This window comes from Marinicauda salina (genome assembly GCF_003122085.1).
In the GTDB taxonomy this organism is placed as follows: Bacteria; Pseudomonadota; Alphaproteobacteria; order Caulobacterales; family Maricaulaceae; genus Maricicauda_A; species Maricicauda_A salina.
Genome location: NZ_QEXV01000003.1, coordinates 526,175 through 541,190, shown reverse-complemented (window position 1 = coordinate 541,190; position 15,016 = coordinate 526,175). Strand labels below are relative to the sequence as shown.

Below are 15,016 nucleotides of genomic sequence, written 5' to 3'. Positions count from 1 at the left end.
AGCCTACGCTTCCCGCTCGGCCAGCAGGCCGCGCTCGGCGCGGTTCGGGAAGCGATAGAAGATGTGCGCCCCGATGCGGCGCGTGCGCACGAGCGACGACGACCAGTGCGGATTGACCGACGTGGTGTGGTAGTGCGTCGCCGAACGCGTCACCGGCGCGGCGAAGCCCATCAGCGCGTGCTCGGCCACGAGCTGGGCCTCGCGCCACTTGCCGCCGAACGGCGCGATCGCCGTCGAGCCGTCGCAGGTGAAGGTGAACTGGCAGCCGGTCTCGCGCTCCGAGCCCTGGTAGACGACGCCGCACACCGTGTCGGGATAGGCGCGGTGGCGGACCCGGTTGAGCACGACCTCGGCGACGGCCAGCTGTCCGGAGAAGTTTTCGCTGCGCGCCTCGTAATAGATGGCTTCGGACAGGCAGCGCCGCTCGCGCGCCGAGGCGCGCGCGGTCATCAGGTGTTCGGCGTCGAAGGTGCGCAGATCGTCGATCGACCGTGTCAGAATTGTCACGTCCGATCCGTCCTCCGGGGAGGATTCGGCGAAGGCGAGCTGGAGCGCGTCGGGCGCGTCGTTCCAGGACACGGCGTCGCCGCGCTCGAGATAGCGGGACGCCAGATCGCGCCAGACCTCGGCCTCGTCCTGGGAGCGCGCGCGCTCGCCCGCCATCGGCAGGGCGATCGCCACGACGGCTGCGGCCGCAAGGGCTCCGAGGCCCTGCAGCGCGCCGATGACCTGCTCTTTCCGCACCTTGACGGGCATCGTGTCCGTCCTTCCTGCGAATCGAGACGCGGACCTCGGCCCGCCGCCCCGTGTCGTCCCGGCGATTCGACTGATCACAGTCTAACCCGGGACCGGCAAAAGGTGAGCGTGGATACACGCGGCGGACCGCGCGGTCAACGCGCCTTCATTCCAACGCAATTAGGGCGCCATTTGGTTTCGAATTCAGTCCCCGTCAAGTCGACAGGATGCGTTAACCATCAAGACTTTGCGCGCAGCGCGGCTTGCGCGGCGGCCAGCCGCGCCACCGGCACGCGGTAGGGCGAGCACGAGACGTAGTCGAGCCCGACTCCCTCGCAGAAGCCGATCGAGGCGGGATCGCCGCCGTGCTCGCCGCAGATGCCGAGCTTGAGTTCCGACCGCGACGCGCGGCCGCGCTCGACGCCGATCCGGATGAGATCGCCGACGCCCTCCTGGTCGAGGCTGACGAAAGGATCCTTGTCGAAGATCTGGGCTTCCAGATAGGCGGCCAGGAACTTGCCCGCATCGTCGCGCGACAGGCCGAACGTGGTCTGGGTGAGATCGTTCGTGCCGAAGGAGAAGAATTCAGCGTGGGCGGCGATGTCTCCGGCGCGCAGGGCGGCGCGCGGCAGCTCGATCATCGTGCCGATGAGGTATTCCGGCGCCTTGCCGGTCTCGGACTCGACGTCGCGGGCGACGGCCTCGATGCGGGCCTTGAGGATCTCGAGCTCCCTGGCCACGGCGACGAGCGGGATCATCACCTCGGCGACCGGCTTGATCCCGGTCTCCTTCTCCACCTGCGCCTGGGCCTCGAAAATGGCGCGGGCCTGCATCTCGTAGATCTCGGGATAGGTGATGCCCAGCCGGCAGCCGCGATGGCCCAGCATGGGATTCGTCTCGTTGAGGGACTGGGCGCGCTCCATCAGCGCGGTCGCCGACAGCCCGGTCGCCTCGGCGACGGCGGCGACGTCGTCTTCCTCGTGGGGGAGGAATTCGTGCAGCGGCGGATCGAGCAGGCGGATCGTGCACGGTCGCTCGCCCATGATGCGGAAGATGGACGCGAAATCCTCGCGCTGCATCGGCAGGATTTTGGCGAGCGCCTTCACCCGGCCGTCCTGGCTGTCCGACAGGATCATCTCGCGCACCGCCGCGATGCGGTCGGCGTCGAAGAACATGTGCTCGGTCCGGCACAGCCCGATGCCCTCGGCGCCGAAGTCGACCGCGGTCTGCACGTCGGCGGGCGTTTCGGCGTTGGTGCGCACCTTCATTCGCCGGGTCCGGTCGGCCCAGGTCATCAGCTTGGCGAAATCGCCGCTGAGCTCCGGCTTGATCATGGTGGCCTCGCCGGCGAGCACTTCGCCGGTGGCGCCGTCGACGGTGATCATCTCGCCTTCCGACACCGTCCGCCCCTTGGCGGAGAAGCGCTTGTTCGCCGCGTCGATCTTGATGTCGCCGGCGCCGGAGACGCACGGCCGGCCCATGCCGCGCGCGACGACGGCGGCGTGGCTGGTCATTCCCCCGCGCGCGGTGACGATCGCCTGGGCGGCGTGCATGCCGTGAATGTCCTCGGGGCTGGTCTCGACGCGCACCAGGATCACCCGGTCGCCCAGCTTGGCGCGGCGCTCGGCCTCGTCGGCGTCGAACACCGCCGCGCCCGTCGCCGCGCCCGGCGAGGCGGGCAGGCCCCTGGCGATGACGTCGCGCTCGTAGGACTCGTCGATCGTGGGGTGGAGCAGCTGGTCGAGCGCGCCGGGATCGACGCGCATCACCGCCTCCTCCTCGGAGATCAGCCCCTCGTCGGCCATGTCGACGGCGATCTTGAGCGCCGCGCGCGCGGTGCGCTTGCCGTTGCGCGTCTGCAGCATCCACAGCCGGCCCTGCTCGACCGTGAACTCGATGTCCTGCATGTCGCGATAATGGTGCTCGAGCTTTTCGAACACGCGCTCGAGCTCGGCGTAGACCTCCGGCATCGCCTCCTCCATGGAGGGCTGCCGGTCGTGCATCTTCTCGCGCATCGCCTTGGTCAGGCATTGCGGCGTGCGGATGCCCGCGACCACGTCCTCGCCCTGGGCGTTGATCAGGAACTCGCCGTAGCGGCCGGTCTCGCCTGTCGAGGGATCGCGCGTGAACGCCACGCCGGTGGCCGAGGTCTCGCCCATATTGCCGAACACCATGGCCTGGACATTGACCGCCGTGCCCCAGCTCGCCGGGATGTCGTACATGCGCCGATAGGTGATCGCCCGGTCGTTCATCCACGAGCCGAACACCGCCCCGATCGCGCCCCAGAGCTGGTCGCGGGGATCGGTCGGGAAGGGCTGGCCCAGCTCGGACTCGACGGCCTGCTTGTACTCGGGGATGAGCGCCGCCCAGTCCTCGGCGGTGACCTCGGTGTCGAGCTGGTAGTCGCGGTCCTCCTTGAAGCGCTCCAGCAGCTCCTCGAAGGTCGAGTGCGGCACGCCGAGCACGACGTCGGAATACATGGTGATGAAGCGGCGATAGGAATCGAGCGCGAAACGCCGGTCGCCCGACAGCTTGGCCAGCCCTTCGGCGGTCTCGTCGTTGAGGCCGAGATTGAGCACGGTGTCCATCATGCCCGGCATCGAGGCCCGCGCGCCCGAGCGCACCGAAACCAGGAGCGGGTTGGCGGGATCGCCGAAGGCCTTGCCGACCTTTGTCTCGAGATCGGCCAGCGCGGCCTCGACCTCGTCGGTCAGCCCGTCGGGATACTGGCGGTCATTGTCGTAGAAGGCCGTGCAGACCGCGGTCGTCAGCGTGAAGCCCGGCGGCACGGGCAGGCCCAGCGTGGCCATCTCGGCGAGATTGGCGCCCTTGCCGCCCAGAAGGTCGCGATCCTCGCGGTCGCCGTCGGCGGTTCCGCCGCCGAATGCATAGACCCATTTCGCCATGTCAGCGCGTGTCCTCTCGTGCGTTTGACGGGGAGGGGGCGCGCGAAACGGCGCCTCAGCCCTCCAGTCGATCGAAGTCCGCCACGGCGCGCACGGCGGCGCGGATCCGCGACAGGAGCAGGAGTCTGTTGCGTCGCAGCATATCGTTCTCGGCGTTGACCACAACGGCCTCGAAGAATGCGTCCACAGGCGCGCGCAGGCTCGCCAGCGCCGTCATCGCGCCTTCGAAATCCTCGTCGGCGAGCGCCTTCGCCGCGACGTCCTCGGCGCCCTCGATGGCGGCGATCAGCGCGGTCTCCTCGTCGGCCTCGGCGGTCTGGGCGACGGCGACGAGCAGGGCGGCGTCTTGTTCGGCGGCGATTTCGGGGCCGTGGATTCCCCCTGAAATCCCGGACGCGCCGGAGGCGCGATCCGGGACCTCGTCGCGACCGGACGCCGGGAGGCCCCGGCTCTCCCCCGGATCAAGTCCGGGGTCGGCCGGGGTTTCAACGCCATGAAGCGCCTCGGCCCGCGCCGCGGCGAGATCGAAGCCCTTCTTCTCCTCGGCCTTGAGGATGTTCGCCGCGCGGCGATAGCCCGTCAGCAGCGCCGCGCCGTCCTCGGTCTCGAGGAAGGCCTGCAGCGCGCGCGCCTTGTTGGTCACGCGCACGAGGTCGTCGTCGACGGTTCCATCGACTCTGGGCGCGAACACCGCGTCGATGACGTCGTGGCGCACGCCCTCGTCGCGGAGATGGACCTTCAGCCGGTCGGCGAAGAAGGCGAGGAGGTCGTTCGATGATCCGCCGTGATAGCGGCGGACGATATCGACGTACTGTTCGTGGACGACGCGCCAGTCATAGTCGCTCGCGTCGATTTCGAGCAGCACCTTGTCGTTGGCCTTGAGCAGGCAGAACACGGTCTGGCGGCTGCCTTTGTCGCCCTTGCTCAGCTGGTGCTGCGCCTTCGTGTGGGCCGTGAACCAGTGATGCGCCGTCTGGCGGATCGAGATCCGGATGTCTCCGGCCAGCAGAATGCGGCTCACCCCCAGCGCCGCGCGCCTGAGCGCATAGGGGTCCTTCGAGCCCGTCGGCTTTTCGTCGATCGCCCAGAAGCCGACGAGCGTGTCGAGCTTGTCGGCGAGCGCGACGGCGGCGCTCACCGGCGCGGTCGGGACGTCGTCGGACGGGCCCTGCGGCCTGTAGTGGTCGCGGATCGCGTCGGCGACCTGTGCGCGTTCGTCGTCGGAGAGATCGGCGAGCAGGCCCCCTCCGTCAGCTTCGCTGACACCTCCCCCACGAGCGGGGGAGGACACCCCACCGTCGGTTGATGTCTCCCCCCGCTTGCGGGGGGAGTGGCCCGAAGGGCCGAGGGGGGCGAGCGCATAATATCGCCCCATCACGCCCTGCAGCTCGGGGAACTCGTAGACCATCCGGCTGACGAGATCGGCCTTGGCGAGCCGGGCGGCGGTCTCGGCGAGATTGGGATCGGCGCCGACGGCCGGGGCCAGTTCGCGGGCGAGCGCGGCGACGCGCTCGACCTTGTCGGCCATCGAGCCGAGCTTGTCGTGGAAGGTGACGGCGCCGAGCTCGCCGGCCATGGCGTCGAGGCCCTTGGCGACGTCGAGATCCCAGAAATGCCGCGCGTCCGACAACCGGGCCGACAGCACGCGCGCATTGCCCGCCGCGATCGCCGTCCCGCCGTCGGGGGCGTCCTGGTTGGCGACGACGACGAATTTCGGCGCGAGCTCGCCCGTCTTCGGGTCGCGCACGGCGAAATATTTCTGGTGGACCTTCATCGTCAGCGTGACGACTTCCGGGGGCAGGTCGAGAAACTCCGGGTCCATGTCGCCGAGCACCGGGACGGGATGCTCCACCAGCCCCGTCACCTCGGCGAGCAGGCCCGCGTCCTCGACCAGCTCGAGCCCCGCGTCGGCGCAGACCTTCCGCGCGCCCTCGATGATGGCGGCCTCGCGCTCGTCGCGCGTAGGCGTGACGCCGTTCTCGCGCAGCTTGGCCTGGTAGTCGGCGTAGTCTTTCACCGCGAAGACCCGATCGGCCTTCGAGTGGATGCGATGGCCCTCGGTGAGGTTCGACGCCTCGATCCCGAAGACCGTCGCCGGGACGATCTCGCCGCCGAGCAGGCAGACGACCCGGTGCAGCGGGCGCACCCAGCGCTGGGCGGCGTCGCCTTCGCCGAACTTCATCGATTTCGGCCACGGGAAATTCTTCGCCGCGTACTCGACCGCCTCGGCGATCACCTCGGCGGCGGGCCGGCCGGGCTTCTCGATGACGGCGACGTAGAACTCGCCCTTCTTGTCGGAGCGCGTCTCGCACTGGTCGAGGCTCGAAAGCCCGGCGCCGCGCAGGAAGCCCTCGACGGCCTTGTCGGGCGCGCCGACGCGCGGGCCCTTGCGCTCCTCGCGCACGTCCTCGGTCTTTTCGGGGATTTTGTCGGCGACGAGGCCGATGCGGCGCGGGCCGGAAAAGGTCCGCAGGTTCCCGAAGCCGAGCCCGGCCTCCTTGAGCTGGTCGGAGACCAGGCGCGCGAGATCGCTCTCCGCGCGCGCCTGCATGCGCGCGGGAATTTCCTCCGAGAAGAATTCGATGAGGAGTTCGGCCATGGGGCGGGCGTCGAGCCTTATGTCTTGTTGTGGCTGCCGTCGCAGAGCGGCTGACCCGCGGTCTGCTTGCAGGCGCAGAAGAACACCGTCTTCGATTTCGGCGCGGTCCAGGCCACGGGGCTGAGATCGGTGACCTCGTGGCTGCCGTCGCAGAAGGGCTGCTTCTTCGAGCGCCCGCAGGCGCACCAGAAATAGGTCTTGCCTTCCTTGACCTCGAAGGCGATGGGCGCGTCGCCGGCGCGGACGGGATCGGTCATGAGGCGGACTCCTCCAGCTTCGCGTCGATCTCCATGGCCTTCTTCGCCGCCGGGCGGTCGTGGATGCGCGCGATGTACGGATCCAGCACGTCGCTGTCGTCCAGCACGCCGAAATGCTTGAGCCAGCCGAGCGCGCCGCCGACCAGGATGTCGCTGGCGGAGAAATCGTCGCCCAGCAGGTAGGGCCGGTCGCGCAGCACCAGCTCGACGCGCTCGATCGCGTTTTCGAAATCGCCCCAGCCGACCATGCCGCGCTCGGCGATCCAGCCCTGCGTCTTGGCGATCATCGCCGGCTCGAGCACGCCCGGCCGGAAGACGTGCCAGAAATAGTGCTCGGCGCGCATGGGATCGCCGAAGGCCGGCGCCAGCCCGGCGTCGGGATAGACGTCGCACAGATAGAGCGAGATCGCCGCCAGCTCGGCGAGATGGCGGCCCTTGTGCGTGATCGCCGGGACCTTGCCGGCGGGATTGACCTTGAGGAATTCGGGCTTGCGCGTGTCGCCGGCCTGCGTGGACAGCAGCTTGATCTCGTAGTCGGCGCCGAGCTCCTCGATGAGCCAGAGCGCGCCCGTCGAGCGCGTGCGCGTGGAATGCCAGAGAGTAAGCTCGGTCATGGGTCAGTCCTTTCCGGGATCGGGCGCGACGCCCCCTCCACCACTTCGTGGTCCCCCTCCCCCGCAAGCGGGGGAGGAAACCCGGAGTAGGCGTCGAGAGCTTTTCCTCCCCCGTTTACGGGGGAGGTGGCTGAGGCGAAGCCGAAGCCGGAGGGGGGAGGCATCGCCATCACGCCGCCTCCCGCTTCTCGATCTCCACCCAGGCCTTCGCGCAGCCCTTGGCGAGTTCGCGCACGCGCGCGATCCAGCTCGCCCGCTCGGCGACCGAGATCGCCCCGCGCGCGTCGACCAGGTTGAACAGGTGCGAGGCCTTGAGACACCAGTCATAGGCGGGAAGCGGCAGCGGCGCGTCGAGTTCGAGCAGCGCCATGCACTGGCGCTCGGCGTCCTCGAACCAGCCGGTGAGCATCTCCACGTCGGCGTGCTCGAAATTGAAGGCCGACTGCTCGCGCTCGTTCTCCTTGAAGACGTCGCCGTAAGTGACGCCTGCGCCGTTGAAATCGAGATCGTAGACGTTCTCCACGCCCTGGACGTACATCGCCAGGCGCTCGAGCCCGTAGGTGAGCTCGCCGGAGACGCGCTCGACGTCGAGCCCGCCGACCTGCTGGAAATAGGTGAACTGGGAGACCTCCATGCCGTCGCACCACACCTCCCAGCCGAGCCCCCAGGCGCCGACGGTCGGGTTCTCCCAGTCGTCCTCGACGAAGCGAACGTCGTGGAGCTTGCGGTCGACGCCGATGGCGTCGAGCGAGCCGAGATAGAGGTCCTGCAGGTCGTTCGGGCTGGGTTTGAGCAGCACCTGGAACTGGTAATAGTGCTGCAGCCGGTTGGGGTTCTCGCCGTAGCGCCCGTCCGAGGGACGGCGCGAGGGCTGGACATAGGCCGCGCGCCACGGCTTCGAACCGAGCGAGCGGAGCGTCGTCGCCGGATGCAGCGTGCCCGCGCCGACCTCGGTGTCGTAGGGCTGCAGGATGACGCAGCCCTGCTCGGCCCAGTAGCGCTGGAGTCGGAAAATCAGCTCCTGGAAGGACGGGGCGTGGGAAACGGCCATGGGCGCGAACCGGAAGGTGTGAAGGCCGCCCGCGGCGGCCCGAAAAGCGGCGCGAACCTAGGCCCGCCGCCGGGTTTGATCAAGCTGGCGGGCCGGACCGGTCGTCGTCCGCGTCATCGCGGTCCATGCGCGCCTCGACGGCGCGGCGCGCGGCGTCCTCGGCTCTGGATCGCCGGCGCTCCGTCGGCTTCCTCAGGAAGACGACGGCCGCGATCGCCGCGGCGACGAGGATGAGGGTCAGCCAGCCCATTCAGCGCCTTCAGAGGTCGTAGCGGCTCCACGCCGCGCGGGCGTCGAGCTCGGCGGCGAAATGGGCCGCGGCGCCGCCGAACATGCGTCCGAAGGGACCGGCCTTGGCGGGCGCGAGCATGCGCACGCGCGCGGTCGCGCCGTAGCGCGTCTTCAGCTCGGCGCGCATGTCGGCCATGCCGTCGACGAGGCCGTTCTCGACGCTCTCCAGCCCGGTGAAGACCGCCCCGGAGAACAGGTCGGGATCCTTGGCGAGCTTGTCGCCGCGGCGCGTCTTCACCAGACCGATGAAGCCCTCGTGAAGCGAGCGCGTGATGCGGTCGATCTGGGCCTGCTGGTCCTTCGTCTCGGGGCTGAAGGGGTCGCCCAGCGCCTTCTTCTTTCCCGCGGTCCGCATCCGGCGCTCGACGCCGAGGCGCTCCATCGCCTCGGTGAAGCCGAAATTCGCCGACACCACGCCGATCGAGCCGAGCAGGGTCGAGGCGTCGCAGAAGATTTCATCGCCCGCGCAGGCGATCATGTAGCCGCCCGAGGCGGCGACGTCCTCGCAGAAGACGAGGACGGGCTTGTTCTTCTCCTCGGCGAGATGGCGGATGCGGTCATGGATGAGCTTCGACTGCACCGGGCTGCCGCCGGGCGAATTCACCAGAATGACGACCGCCGGCGCCGGCTTGAACGCGAAGGCGCGTTCGAGAAGCGGCTCGATCTTGGCCAGCGTCACCGCATTGCCGGTCTGGGCGCGGCCGCCCGGCGCGATCATGCCCTCCAGCCGGACGACCGGGATGATCTTGGGCCGGTTGGGCAGGCGCGCCTGCAGGCCGTGGATGAAGTCGGAGAGACGGGCGAGGATGGACAAGGCGGCGACCTCCGTGGCGGACGGGCGATCCCCTGAGTGGACCGCTCAGGGCGTCATGGCAAGCGCGGCCTCGCCGCGCAGCACGGCCTCGGCGGAGGCGGCGTACTTGCCGCCGGCGTCATCGTGGAGGATCAGGGAGGGGAGCACGCGCAGCGGCGCCTTCGCGGCCTTCACCGCGCGCACCAGGATCCGCTTGGCGGGCCGGTCGGCGCGCGGCTGGACGGGCAGCACCGTGATCGCCCCGGCCCGGCCTTCCAGCGCGGCGAGCGCCTCGCCCAGCCGATCGGCGCGATGGATGAACACAAGCGCGCCCTTCGGCTTCAGCGCGGCGAGCCCGGCGGCGATCCAGTCGGCCAGCGGCCGGTCGGCCATCCAGGCGGCGGTCTTCTCTTCTGCGGGCGCGCGCAGGCTCGCGGGATCGTCGAAGAAGGGCGGATTGAAGAAGACCCGATCGAAGCGCTCGCGGCCGCCGGCCTCCAGCGCGTCGGCCTCGACGATGGCGACGCGGTCCTCCAGGGCGTTGAGCGCGACATTGCGACGCGCCAGGGCGGCGGCGTCGGCGTCCGACTCGATTCCGGTGAAGCGAACGCCGGGAAGGCGTTGCGCCGCGGCCAGCAGCGCCGCGCCCGGGCCGCATCCGAACTCGCAGGCCTCCGCGCCCGCCGGCGCGTCGAGCGCGGCGGCGAGCAGGACCGGATCGATCCCGGCGCGATAGCCGGTTTTCGGCTGGAGGAGGGTGACGCGGCCGCCGAGCAGCCGGTCTTCTGTGGTCTCGATGGCGGCGGTCCCGGCGCGGCTCACCGCTGCTCGTTCTCCGGGAGGAGTTCGCGCAAGAGCCGCTTGGCCTGGTCGCTGTCGCCTTCGCTCACCAGCAGCCGGCGCTTGATCCAGGGCAGCGATCCGCCGAAAACGCCCGCGGTCTCGGCGTCGAGCGTGACCGCCTTGATGCCGGCGTCGCGCAGGATAGTTTCCGCGAAATTGAGCTTCACCGGATCGTTTGTGCGCAAGACTTCGATCACGTGACGCTCCGCGAAAATTGTCCGATCCGGCCTGTTCGCCGCAGCGGCGGCTGCTTGCCGGGTCCGAAGCCGCTACCTATTGTGCAGGCGCTTACTGCAGGACTGCAAGAGGGCGTGGGGTGAACGGACTTCCGCAACCCGAAATCGAGGCCGGGGCGTCCAACCCCATGTCGCGACTGGTCGAGCTGGGCGGTGAGGACATGGCCGCCGTCGACGCGCTGCTCGCCGAGCGCGTGAGCAGCGCCGTGCCGGTGATTCCCAAGCTCGCCCGCTATCTCGTGGACGCCGGGGGCAAGCGCATCCGGCCTCTGATCACGGTCGCCACCGCGCGCATGCTCGGCTATCGCGGCGAGGGCCATGTCAGCCTGGCCGCGGCCGTCGAGTTCATCCACACCGCCACGCTGCTCCACGACGACGTCGTCGACGAGAGCGAGCTCAGGCGCGGCAAGGCGCCGGCCAACCAGGTCTGGGGCAATTCGCACTCCGTGCTGGTCGGGGATTTCCTGTTCGCGCGCGCCTTCACGCTGATGGTCGACGCCGGGTCGATGCCCGCGCTCCACGTGCTGTCGCGGGCGGCCGCGGTGATCGCCGAAGGCGAGGTGCGCCAGCTCGCCGCCGCCGGCGACATCTCCACCTCCCGCGACGCCTACATGGAGATCATCGGCGCCAAGACCGCTGCGCTGTTCGCCGCCGCCGCCCAAGTCTCGCCGATTCTCGCCGGCCGGCCGAAAGCCGAGGAGGAGGCGCTTGAGGCTTACGGGCGCGAGCTCGGGCTGGCCTTTCAGCTGATCGACGACGCGCTCGACTACGGCGGACTTTCTGCGCATCTGGGCAAGAACACCGGCGACGATTTCCGCGAGGGCAAGCCGACGCTGCCGGTCGTGCTCGCCGTGGCGAAGGCCGACGAGACCGAGCGCGCCTTCTGGAGCCGCGTCATGCGTGACAAGGACCAGGGCGACGGGGATTTCGACCACGCCGTCTCGCTGATCAACGGGCACGGCGCACTCGAGGCGACGCTGGCCGCGGCGCGCGGCCATGCCGACGCGGCCCGCCGGGCGCTGGCTGTCTTCCCGCGCAATCCGTGGTCGGAAGCGCTCGATGCGCTGGCCGAGTTCGTGGTCGAGCGCGCCTACTGATCCACCCCGCGCCGCCGGGCGACCTGGTGGATCCACGCGTAGATCCCGATCCAGACGAGTACGCTGACGCCGAAGGCCGCGGGGACCGCGCCGTCGGGCCCCTGCGCGGCGACCAGTCCGCCTGCGGCGAATCCGATGGTGGCGACGCCGTAGAGCACGGCGACCTGTGGATGGCTCCAGCCCGCGCGCAGCAGCATCTGGTAAGCGTGTTCGCGATGCGCCGAGAGGCTGAAGCGGCCCCCGGCGGCGCGCTTGAGCAGGGTGAGCAGGACGTCGCCGATGAAGGCGAGCACGAAGAGCGGCGCCAGCCAGAGCGAGCCTGAGAAACCCTGTCCGGCCATCGCCAGCGCGCCGGCGGCGTAGACCGCGCCGGCGGCGAGCGATCCGGCGTCGCCGGCGAAGACCTGCGCGCGGGGCGCATTGAAGGGGATGAATCCCGCCATCGCCGCGGCGAGCACGAGGCCGGCGAGCGTCGCCGCGCCGGCGCCGGCGACAAGCCCGGCGACGCCGAGCGCCGCGCCGGCGGGGATCATCACCGCCGCCAGCATGCCGTTCGAACCGTCCATGAAGTTCGTGGCGTTGACGACGACGAAGACGAACAGCGCCGAGCCGGCGAGCGCGAGCGCCGCGGGCAGGGCGACGCCGGTCTCGAGCGTGAGCGCGATCCGGTCGACCGGCCCGACGGCCTGGGCGACGAGCACAGAGAGTACGGCGATCATGGCGAATTTGGCGAGCGATCCCAGACCGAGCAGGTCGTCGGCCAAACCGAGTCCCGCAAATGCGAGCGCGGCGGCCAGCAGCGGCGCGACTCCGCTGGCGGGAAAGCCCTGAAACGCGGCGATCAGCGCGCCGGCGCCCAGCCCGGCGACCACGCCGAGACCGCCGGCGCGCGGCGTCGGCCGGTCGTGGCTGGAGCGTTCGTTCGGGAAATCGAGCACGCCGCCCGCCATCGCGAGCGCGGTGGCGGCGAGGCTGATCAACAACGCCGCCACGGCGGGGAGGACCATCACCTCGCTCATGCCGCGCCTCCTAGCCGAACCGCCCGCGCCCGCCAGCCCGCCTGCGCGCCGTCGAGGGCGGATGCCGCGGCGCGCGCGGCGTCGGCGTCGGCGAACAGGGCGAAGCACGTCGCGCCCGAGCCTGACATGCGCGCGAGCCGCGCGCCGGTCTGCGTCGAGAGCGCGTCGAGCGCGTCGCCGATCACGGGGGCGAGTCGTTTCGCCGCTGGCTCGAGATCGTTCGCCGACTGCTCGATGACGGCCAGCGCGGTTTCGAAATCCCCCGCGGCGGGCGTGCGCGCCTCGCCGGCCAGCGGTTCGGGCGCGTCCTCGTCGAACGCAGCGAAGACGCGCGCCGTCGAGACCGCTTCGCCGGGGTGCAGCAGCACCGCGTCGAGCGTGGGCCAGGCGGCCAGCGGCGCGATGCGATCGCCGATCCCGGTCATGCGCAGCGGGCGGGAATAGACGCAGGCCGGCGCGTCGGCGCCGACAACGCTGGCGATCTCGGCGAGCTGGGCGCGGGTCAGGTCGAGGTCCCACAGCCGGTTGAGCGCGCGGAGCGCCGCGGCGGCGTCGGCCGACCCGCCGCCCAGCCCGGCGGCGACGGGCAGGCGCTTTTCGAGGGTGATTTGCGCGGCGAGCTCCGGGCGCTCGACCGCGGCGCGAAGGGCCCAGGCGGCCTTGAGAACGAGATTGTGCGTCTCGTCGGCGAGCGCCTCGGCGCCGTCGCCTTCGATCGTGAGCGTTAGCGAATCGGCTTCCTCGGTTTGCACCTCGTCGCCCCAGTCCGCGAACACGACCAGGCTGTCGAGCGGATGGTAGCCGTCGGGGCGCGCCCGGCCGACGCGGAGCGTGAGATTGACCTTGGCGGGCGCCGGCTCCCGCGGTCCCGCCGCGCTCATCTGATGTCCCGCGGCCCGGCGGCGAGGCCCTGCTCGAGACGGCGCTCGATGAGCGCGCGTTCCCGCGAATCCGGATCCAGCTCGAGCGCCCTGCGCCACTGGAAGCGCGCCTCCAGCGAGCGGCCGACGGCGGCATAGGCGTCGCCGAGATGCCAGTTGATCGTCGGATCGGCGGGCGAGCGTTCGACGGCGTCCTCGAGCCAGCGGACGGCCTCGTCGTGACGGCCCTCCTTGAAATGGCCCCAGCCCAGGCTGTCGAGGATGGCGCCATTGTCCGGCGCCAGCTCGGCGGCGCGCGCCACCATCTCGAAGCCGCGCTCGGCGTTCTCCTCGAGCACGATCCAGTTATAGCCGAGATGGTTGAGGATGCGGGGTTCGTCCGGGGCGACGTCGAGGGCCTGCAGGAAGAGCGCCTCGGCGGCGTCCCAGTCGCCGGCGGTCTGCCGGCAGACGCCTTCGTAAAAATAGTAGCGCCAGTCGACCGGCTCGCCGGCTTCGCGCCGGGCGTCGATGACGTCGGCGTAGATGTCGGCCGCCGTTTCGCACTGGCCCGACAGGCGATGCAGGTCGGCGAGCAGCAGGCGCGGCGCGCGCGCGTCGGTGGTCTCGGTCAGCGTCGCCGCGCGGGCCATCGCCACCTCGCGGTTTCCGAGCCGGAACTCGAGCCAGGCCGCGTCGACGGCGGCGCGCTGCGCGAACGGGCCGTCGGCGAGGCGCCCATAGGCGGCGAGCGCGGCGTCGGTCATCTCCAGCTCCTCGAGCACGCCGGCGAGGTGCAGCGTGTTGCGGTCGAACTCCGGGTCGAGCCGCTGGATCAGGCGGAGATAGAGCGCGGTGTACTCGACCGGGGCTGATCCGGCGAGCATCGCGCTGGGGGCGAGCAGCGCGCGCGCGGCGGCTTCCGGGGCGTCGGGCATGCGCGGGGCGCGCCGGCGCGCGCGCACCCGCTCGAGCGCGTCGAGCAGCGCGGCGTCCTCGTGGTCGGCGCGCTCCAGCTCCTGCTCGTAGAGGGCCGCCGCTTCCGCGCGCCGCCCGCGGCGTTCGAGAAACTCGCCGAGCAGCAGCGTGGTGAAGGCCTCCATGTCGAGGCTGCCCGCCGCGGCGCGATAGGCGTCCTCGGCGCGATCCATGCGGCCGGCCGCCTCGAAGATCAGGGCGCGATGGACCAGGACGTGGCCGCTCGCCGCAAGCGGCGTGTCGAGTTCGCTGGCGGCCGCCTCGGCCTCCGCCCGGCGGCCGCGCGCGATGAGCCCCCACTGGTCGAGAATTTCGTCCAGCAGCGAGCCGAACGCGCCGAATTCCTCGGGCGTCTCGGCGAGAAGCGCGTTCACCCGACCGTCGGCGAGATCGGCGGCGACGGCGTATATTTGCGCGAGCTGGGGCGAGTCCGGCGCCTCGGCCGCGGTCGCGGCGGAGGCGTCGGCGAGGTCGAAATCGCCTGCGAGCAAGGCGGCGTAGAACGCCCGTTCAGAGAGGAAATCGGACTCCGGATCGAGCGCGAGCGCGTCGCCATAGAAGCGCGCCGACGCGTCCGTGTCGCGCGCCGAGCCGGCGTAGCGTCCGGCGAGGAACGCGCCGTAGACGCTCGCCTCCTGCTCGTCCGCCGCCAAGAAGGCCGGGCTCATCGCGCAGGACGCCGCCGCGACGAGGGAGATGATGGATAGAAGCGCTCCGCGCATTTCGTCCGCGGGGCC

Annotated in this window: 14 protein-coding genes; 1 reads left to right on the top strand and 13 read right to left on the bottom strand. The window is 70.6% G+C overall.

From position 1 onward, the window contains the following. Positions 1-3: 3 nt before the first annotated feature. From DDZ18_RS08180 to DDZ18_RS08130, 10 genes are all read right to left on the bottom strand, one after another. Positions 4-756 (bottom strand): cell wall hydrolase, encoded by a 753-nt coding sequence (locus DDZ18_RS08180; protein WP_109252860.1) that lies wholly within the window; start codon positions 754-756, stop codon positions 4-6. 218 nt (positions 757-974) lie between these two features. Next, positions 975-3,641, bottom strand: a complete 2,667-nt coding sequence (ppdK, locus tag DDZ18_RS08175) for a pyruvate, phosphate dikinase (protein WP_109252859.1) — start codon at positions 3,639-3,641, stop codon at positions 975-977. A gap of 55 nt (positions 3,642-3,696) precedes the next feature. Then, a complete protein-coding gene (gene glyS / locus DDZ18_RS14115; protein WP_146190637.1) occupies positions 3,697-6,240 on the bottom strand; it encodes a glycine--tRNA ligase subunit beta in 2,544 nt (847 codons plus the stop codon). Between the two features lie 17 nt (positions 6,241-6,257). Then, positions 6,258-6,497 (bottom strand): CDGSH iron-sulfur domain-containing protein, encoded by a 240-nt coding sequence (locus DDZ18_RS08155; RefSeq protein WP_109252858.1) that lies wholly within the window; start codon positions 6,495-6,497, stop codon positions 6,258-6,260. Continuing rightward, positions 6,494-7,111: a glutathione S-transferase family protein gene (locus DDZ18_RS08150; protein ID WP_109252857.1), complete on the bottom strand. Its 618-nt coding sequence runs from the start codon at positions 7,109-7,111 to the stop codon at positions 6,494-6,496. Before DDZ18_RS08150 ends, DDZ18_RS08155 begins: the two co-directional genes overlap by 4 nt. Before the next feature lie 169 nt (positions 7,112-7,280). After that, positions 7,281-8,162 carry a glycine--tRNA ligase subunit alpha gene (locus DDZ18_RS08145; RefSeq protein ID WP_109252856.1) on the bottom strand — a complete coding sequence of 294 codons (882 nt, stop codon included), beginning with the start codon at positions 8,160-8,162 and terminating at the stop codon, positions 7,281-7,283. Between the two features lie 79 nt (positions 8,163-8,241). Further along, positions 8,242-8,412 (bottom strand): hypothetical protein, encoded by a 171-nt coding sequence (locus DDZ18_RS13880; protein ID WP_158272107.1) that lies wholly within the window; start codon positions 8,410-8,412, stop codon positions 8,242-8,244. 9 nt (positions 8,413-8,421) lie between these two features. Continuing rightward, the gene (locus DDZ18_RS08140) at positions 8,422-9,237 is read right to left on the bottom strand and encodes a S49 family peptidase (protein ID WP_408631537.1); all 816 of its coding nucleotides are present in this window, start codon (positions 9,235-9,237) and stop codon (positions 8,422-8,424) included. 75 nt (positions 9,238-9,312) lie between these two features. Further along, positions 9,313-10,068 (bottom strand): tRNA1(Val) (adenine(37)-N6)-methyltransferase, encoded by a 756-nt coding sequence (locus DDZ18_RS08135; RefSeq protein ID WP_233245764.1) that lies wholly within the window; start codon positions 10,066-10,068, stop codon positions 9,313-9,315. Further along, a complete protein-coding gene (locus tag DDZ18_RS08130; RefSeq protein ID WP_109252855.1) occupies positions 10,065-10,286 on the bottom strand; it encodes a putative signal transducing protein in 222 nt (73 codons plus the stop codon). The genes DDZ18_RS08135 and DDZ18_RS08130 overlap by 4 nt, the downstream gene beginning before the upstream one ends. Positions 10,287-10,405: 119 nt before the next feature. Between DDZ18_RS08130 and DDZ18_RS08125 the strand changes: the two genes are divergently transcribed. Next, complete coding sequence (locus tag DDZ18_RS08125; RefSeq protein WP_233245763.1) at positions 10,406-11,422, top strand: polyprenyl synthetase family protein; 1,017 nt, start codon at positions 10,406-10,408, stop codon at positions 11,420-11,422. Here DDZ18_RS08125 and DDZ18_RS08120 read toward each other — a convergent pair. From DDZ18_RS08120 to DDZ18_RS08110, 3 genes are read right to left on the bottom strand one after another with little or no spacing between them, the layout of a single operon-like run. Then, positions 11,416-12,441 carry an MraY family glycosyltransferase gene (locus tag DDZ18_RS08120; RefSeq protein WP_109252853.1) on the bottom strand — a complete coding sequence of 342 codons (1,026 nt, stop codon included), beginning with the start codon at positions 12,439-12,441 and terminating at the stop codon, positions 11,416-11,418. The two genes, DDZ18_RS08125 and DDZ18_RS08120, sit on opposite strands and share 7 nt — an antisense overlap. Continuing rightward, on the bottom strand, positions 12,438-13,322 hold the full coding sequence (locus tag DDZ18_RS08115) for a 4-(cytidine 5'-diphospho)-2-C-methyl-D-erythritol kinase (RefSeq protein ID WP_109252852.1): 885 nt from the start codon (positions 13,320-13,322) through the stop codon (positions 12,438-12,440). The genes DDZ18_RS08120 and DDZ18_RS08115 overlap by 4 nt, the downstream gene beginning before the upstream one ends. After that, positions 13,319-14,947 carry a tetratricopeptide repeat protein gene (locus DDZ18_RS08110; RefSeq protein ID WP_146190636.1) on the bottom strand — a complete coding sequence of 543 codons (1,629 nt, stop codon included), beginning with the start codon at positions 14,945-14,947 and terminating at the stop codon, positions 13,319-13,321. Before DDZ18_RS08110 ends, DDZ18_RS08115 begins: the two co-directional genes overlap by 4 nt. Positions 14,948-15,016 lie beyond the last annotated feature (69 nt).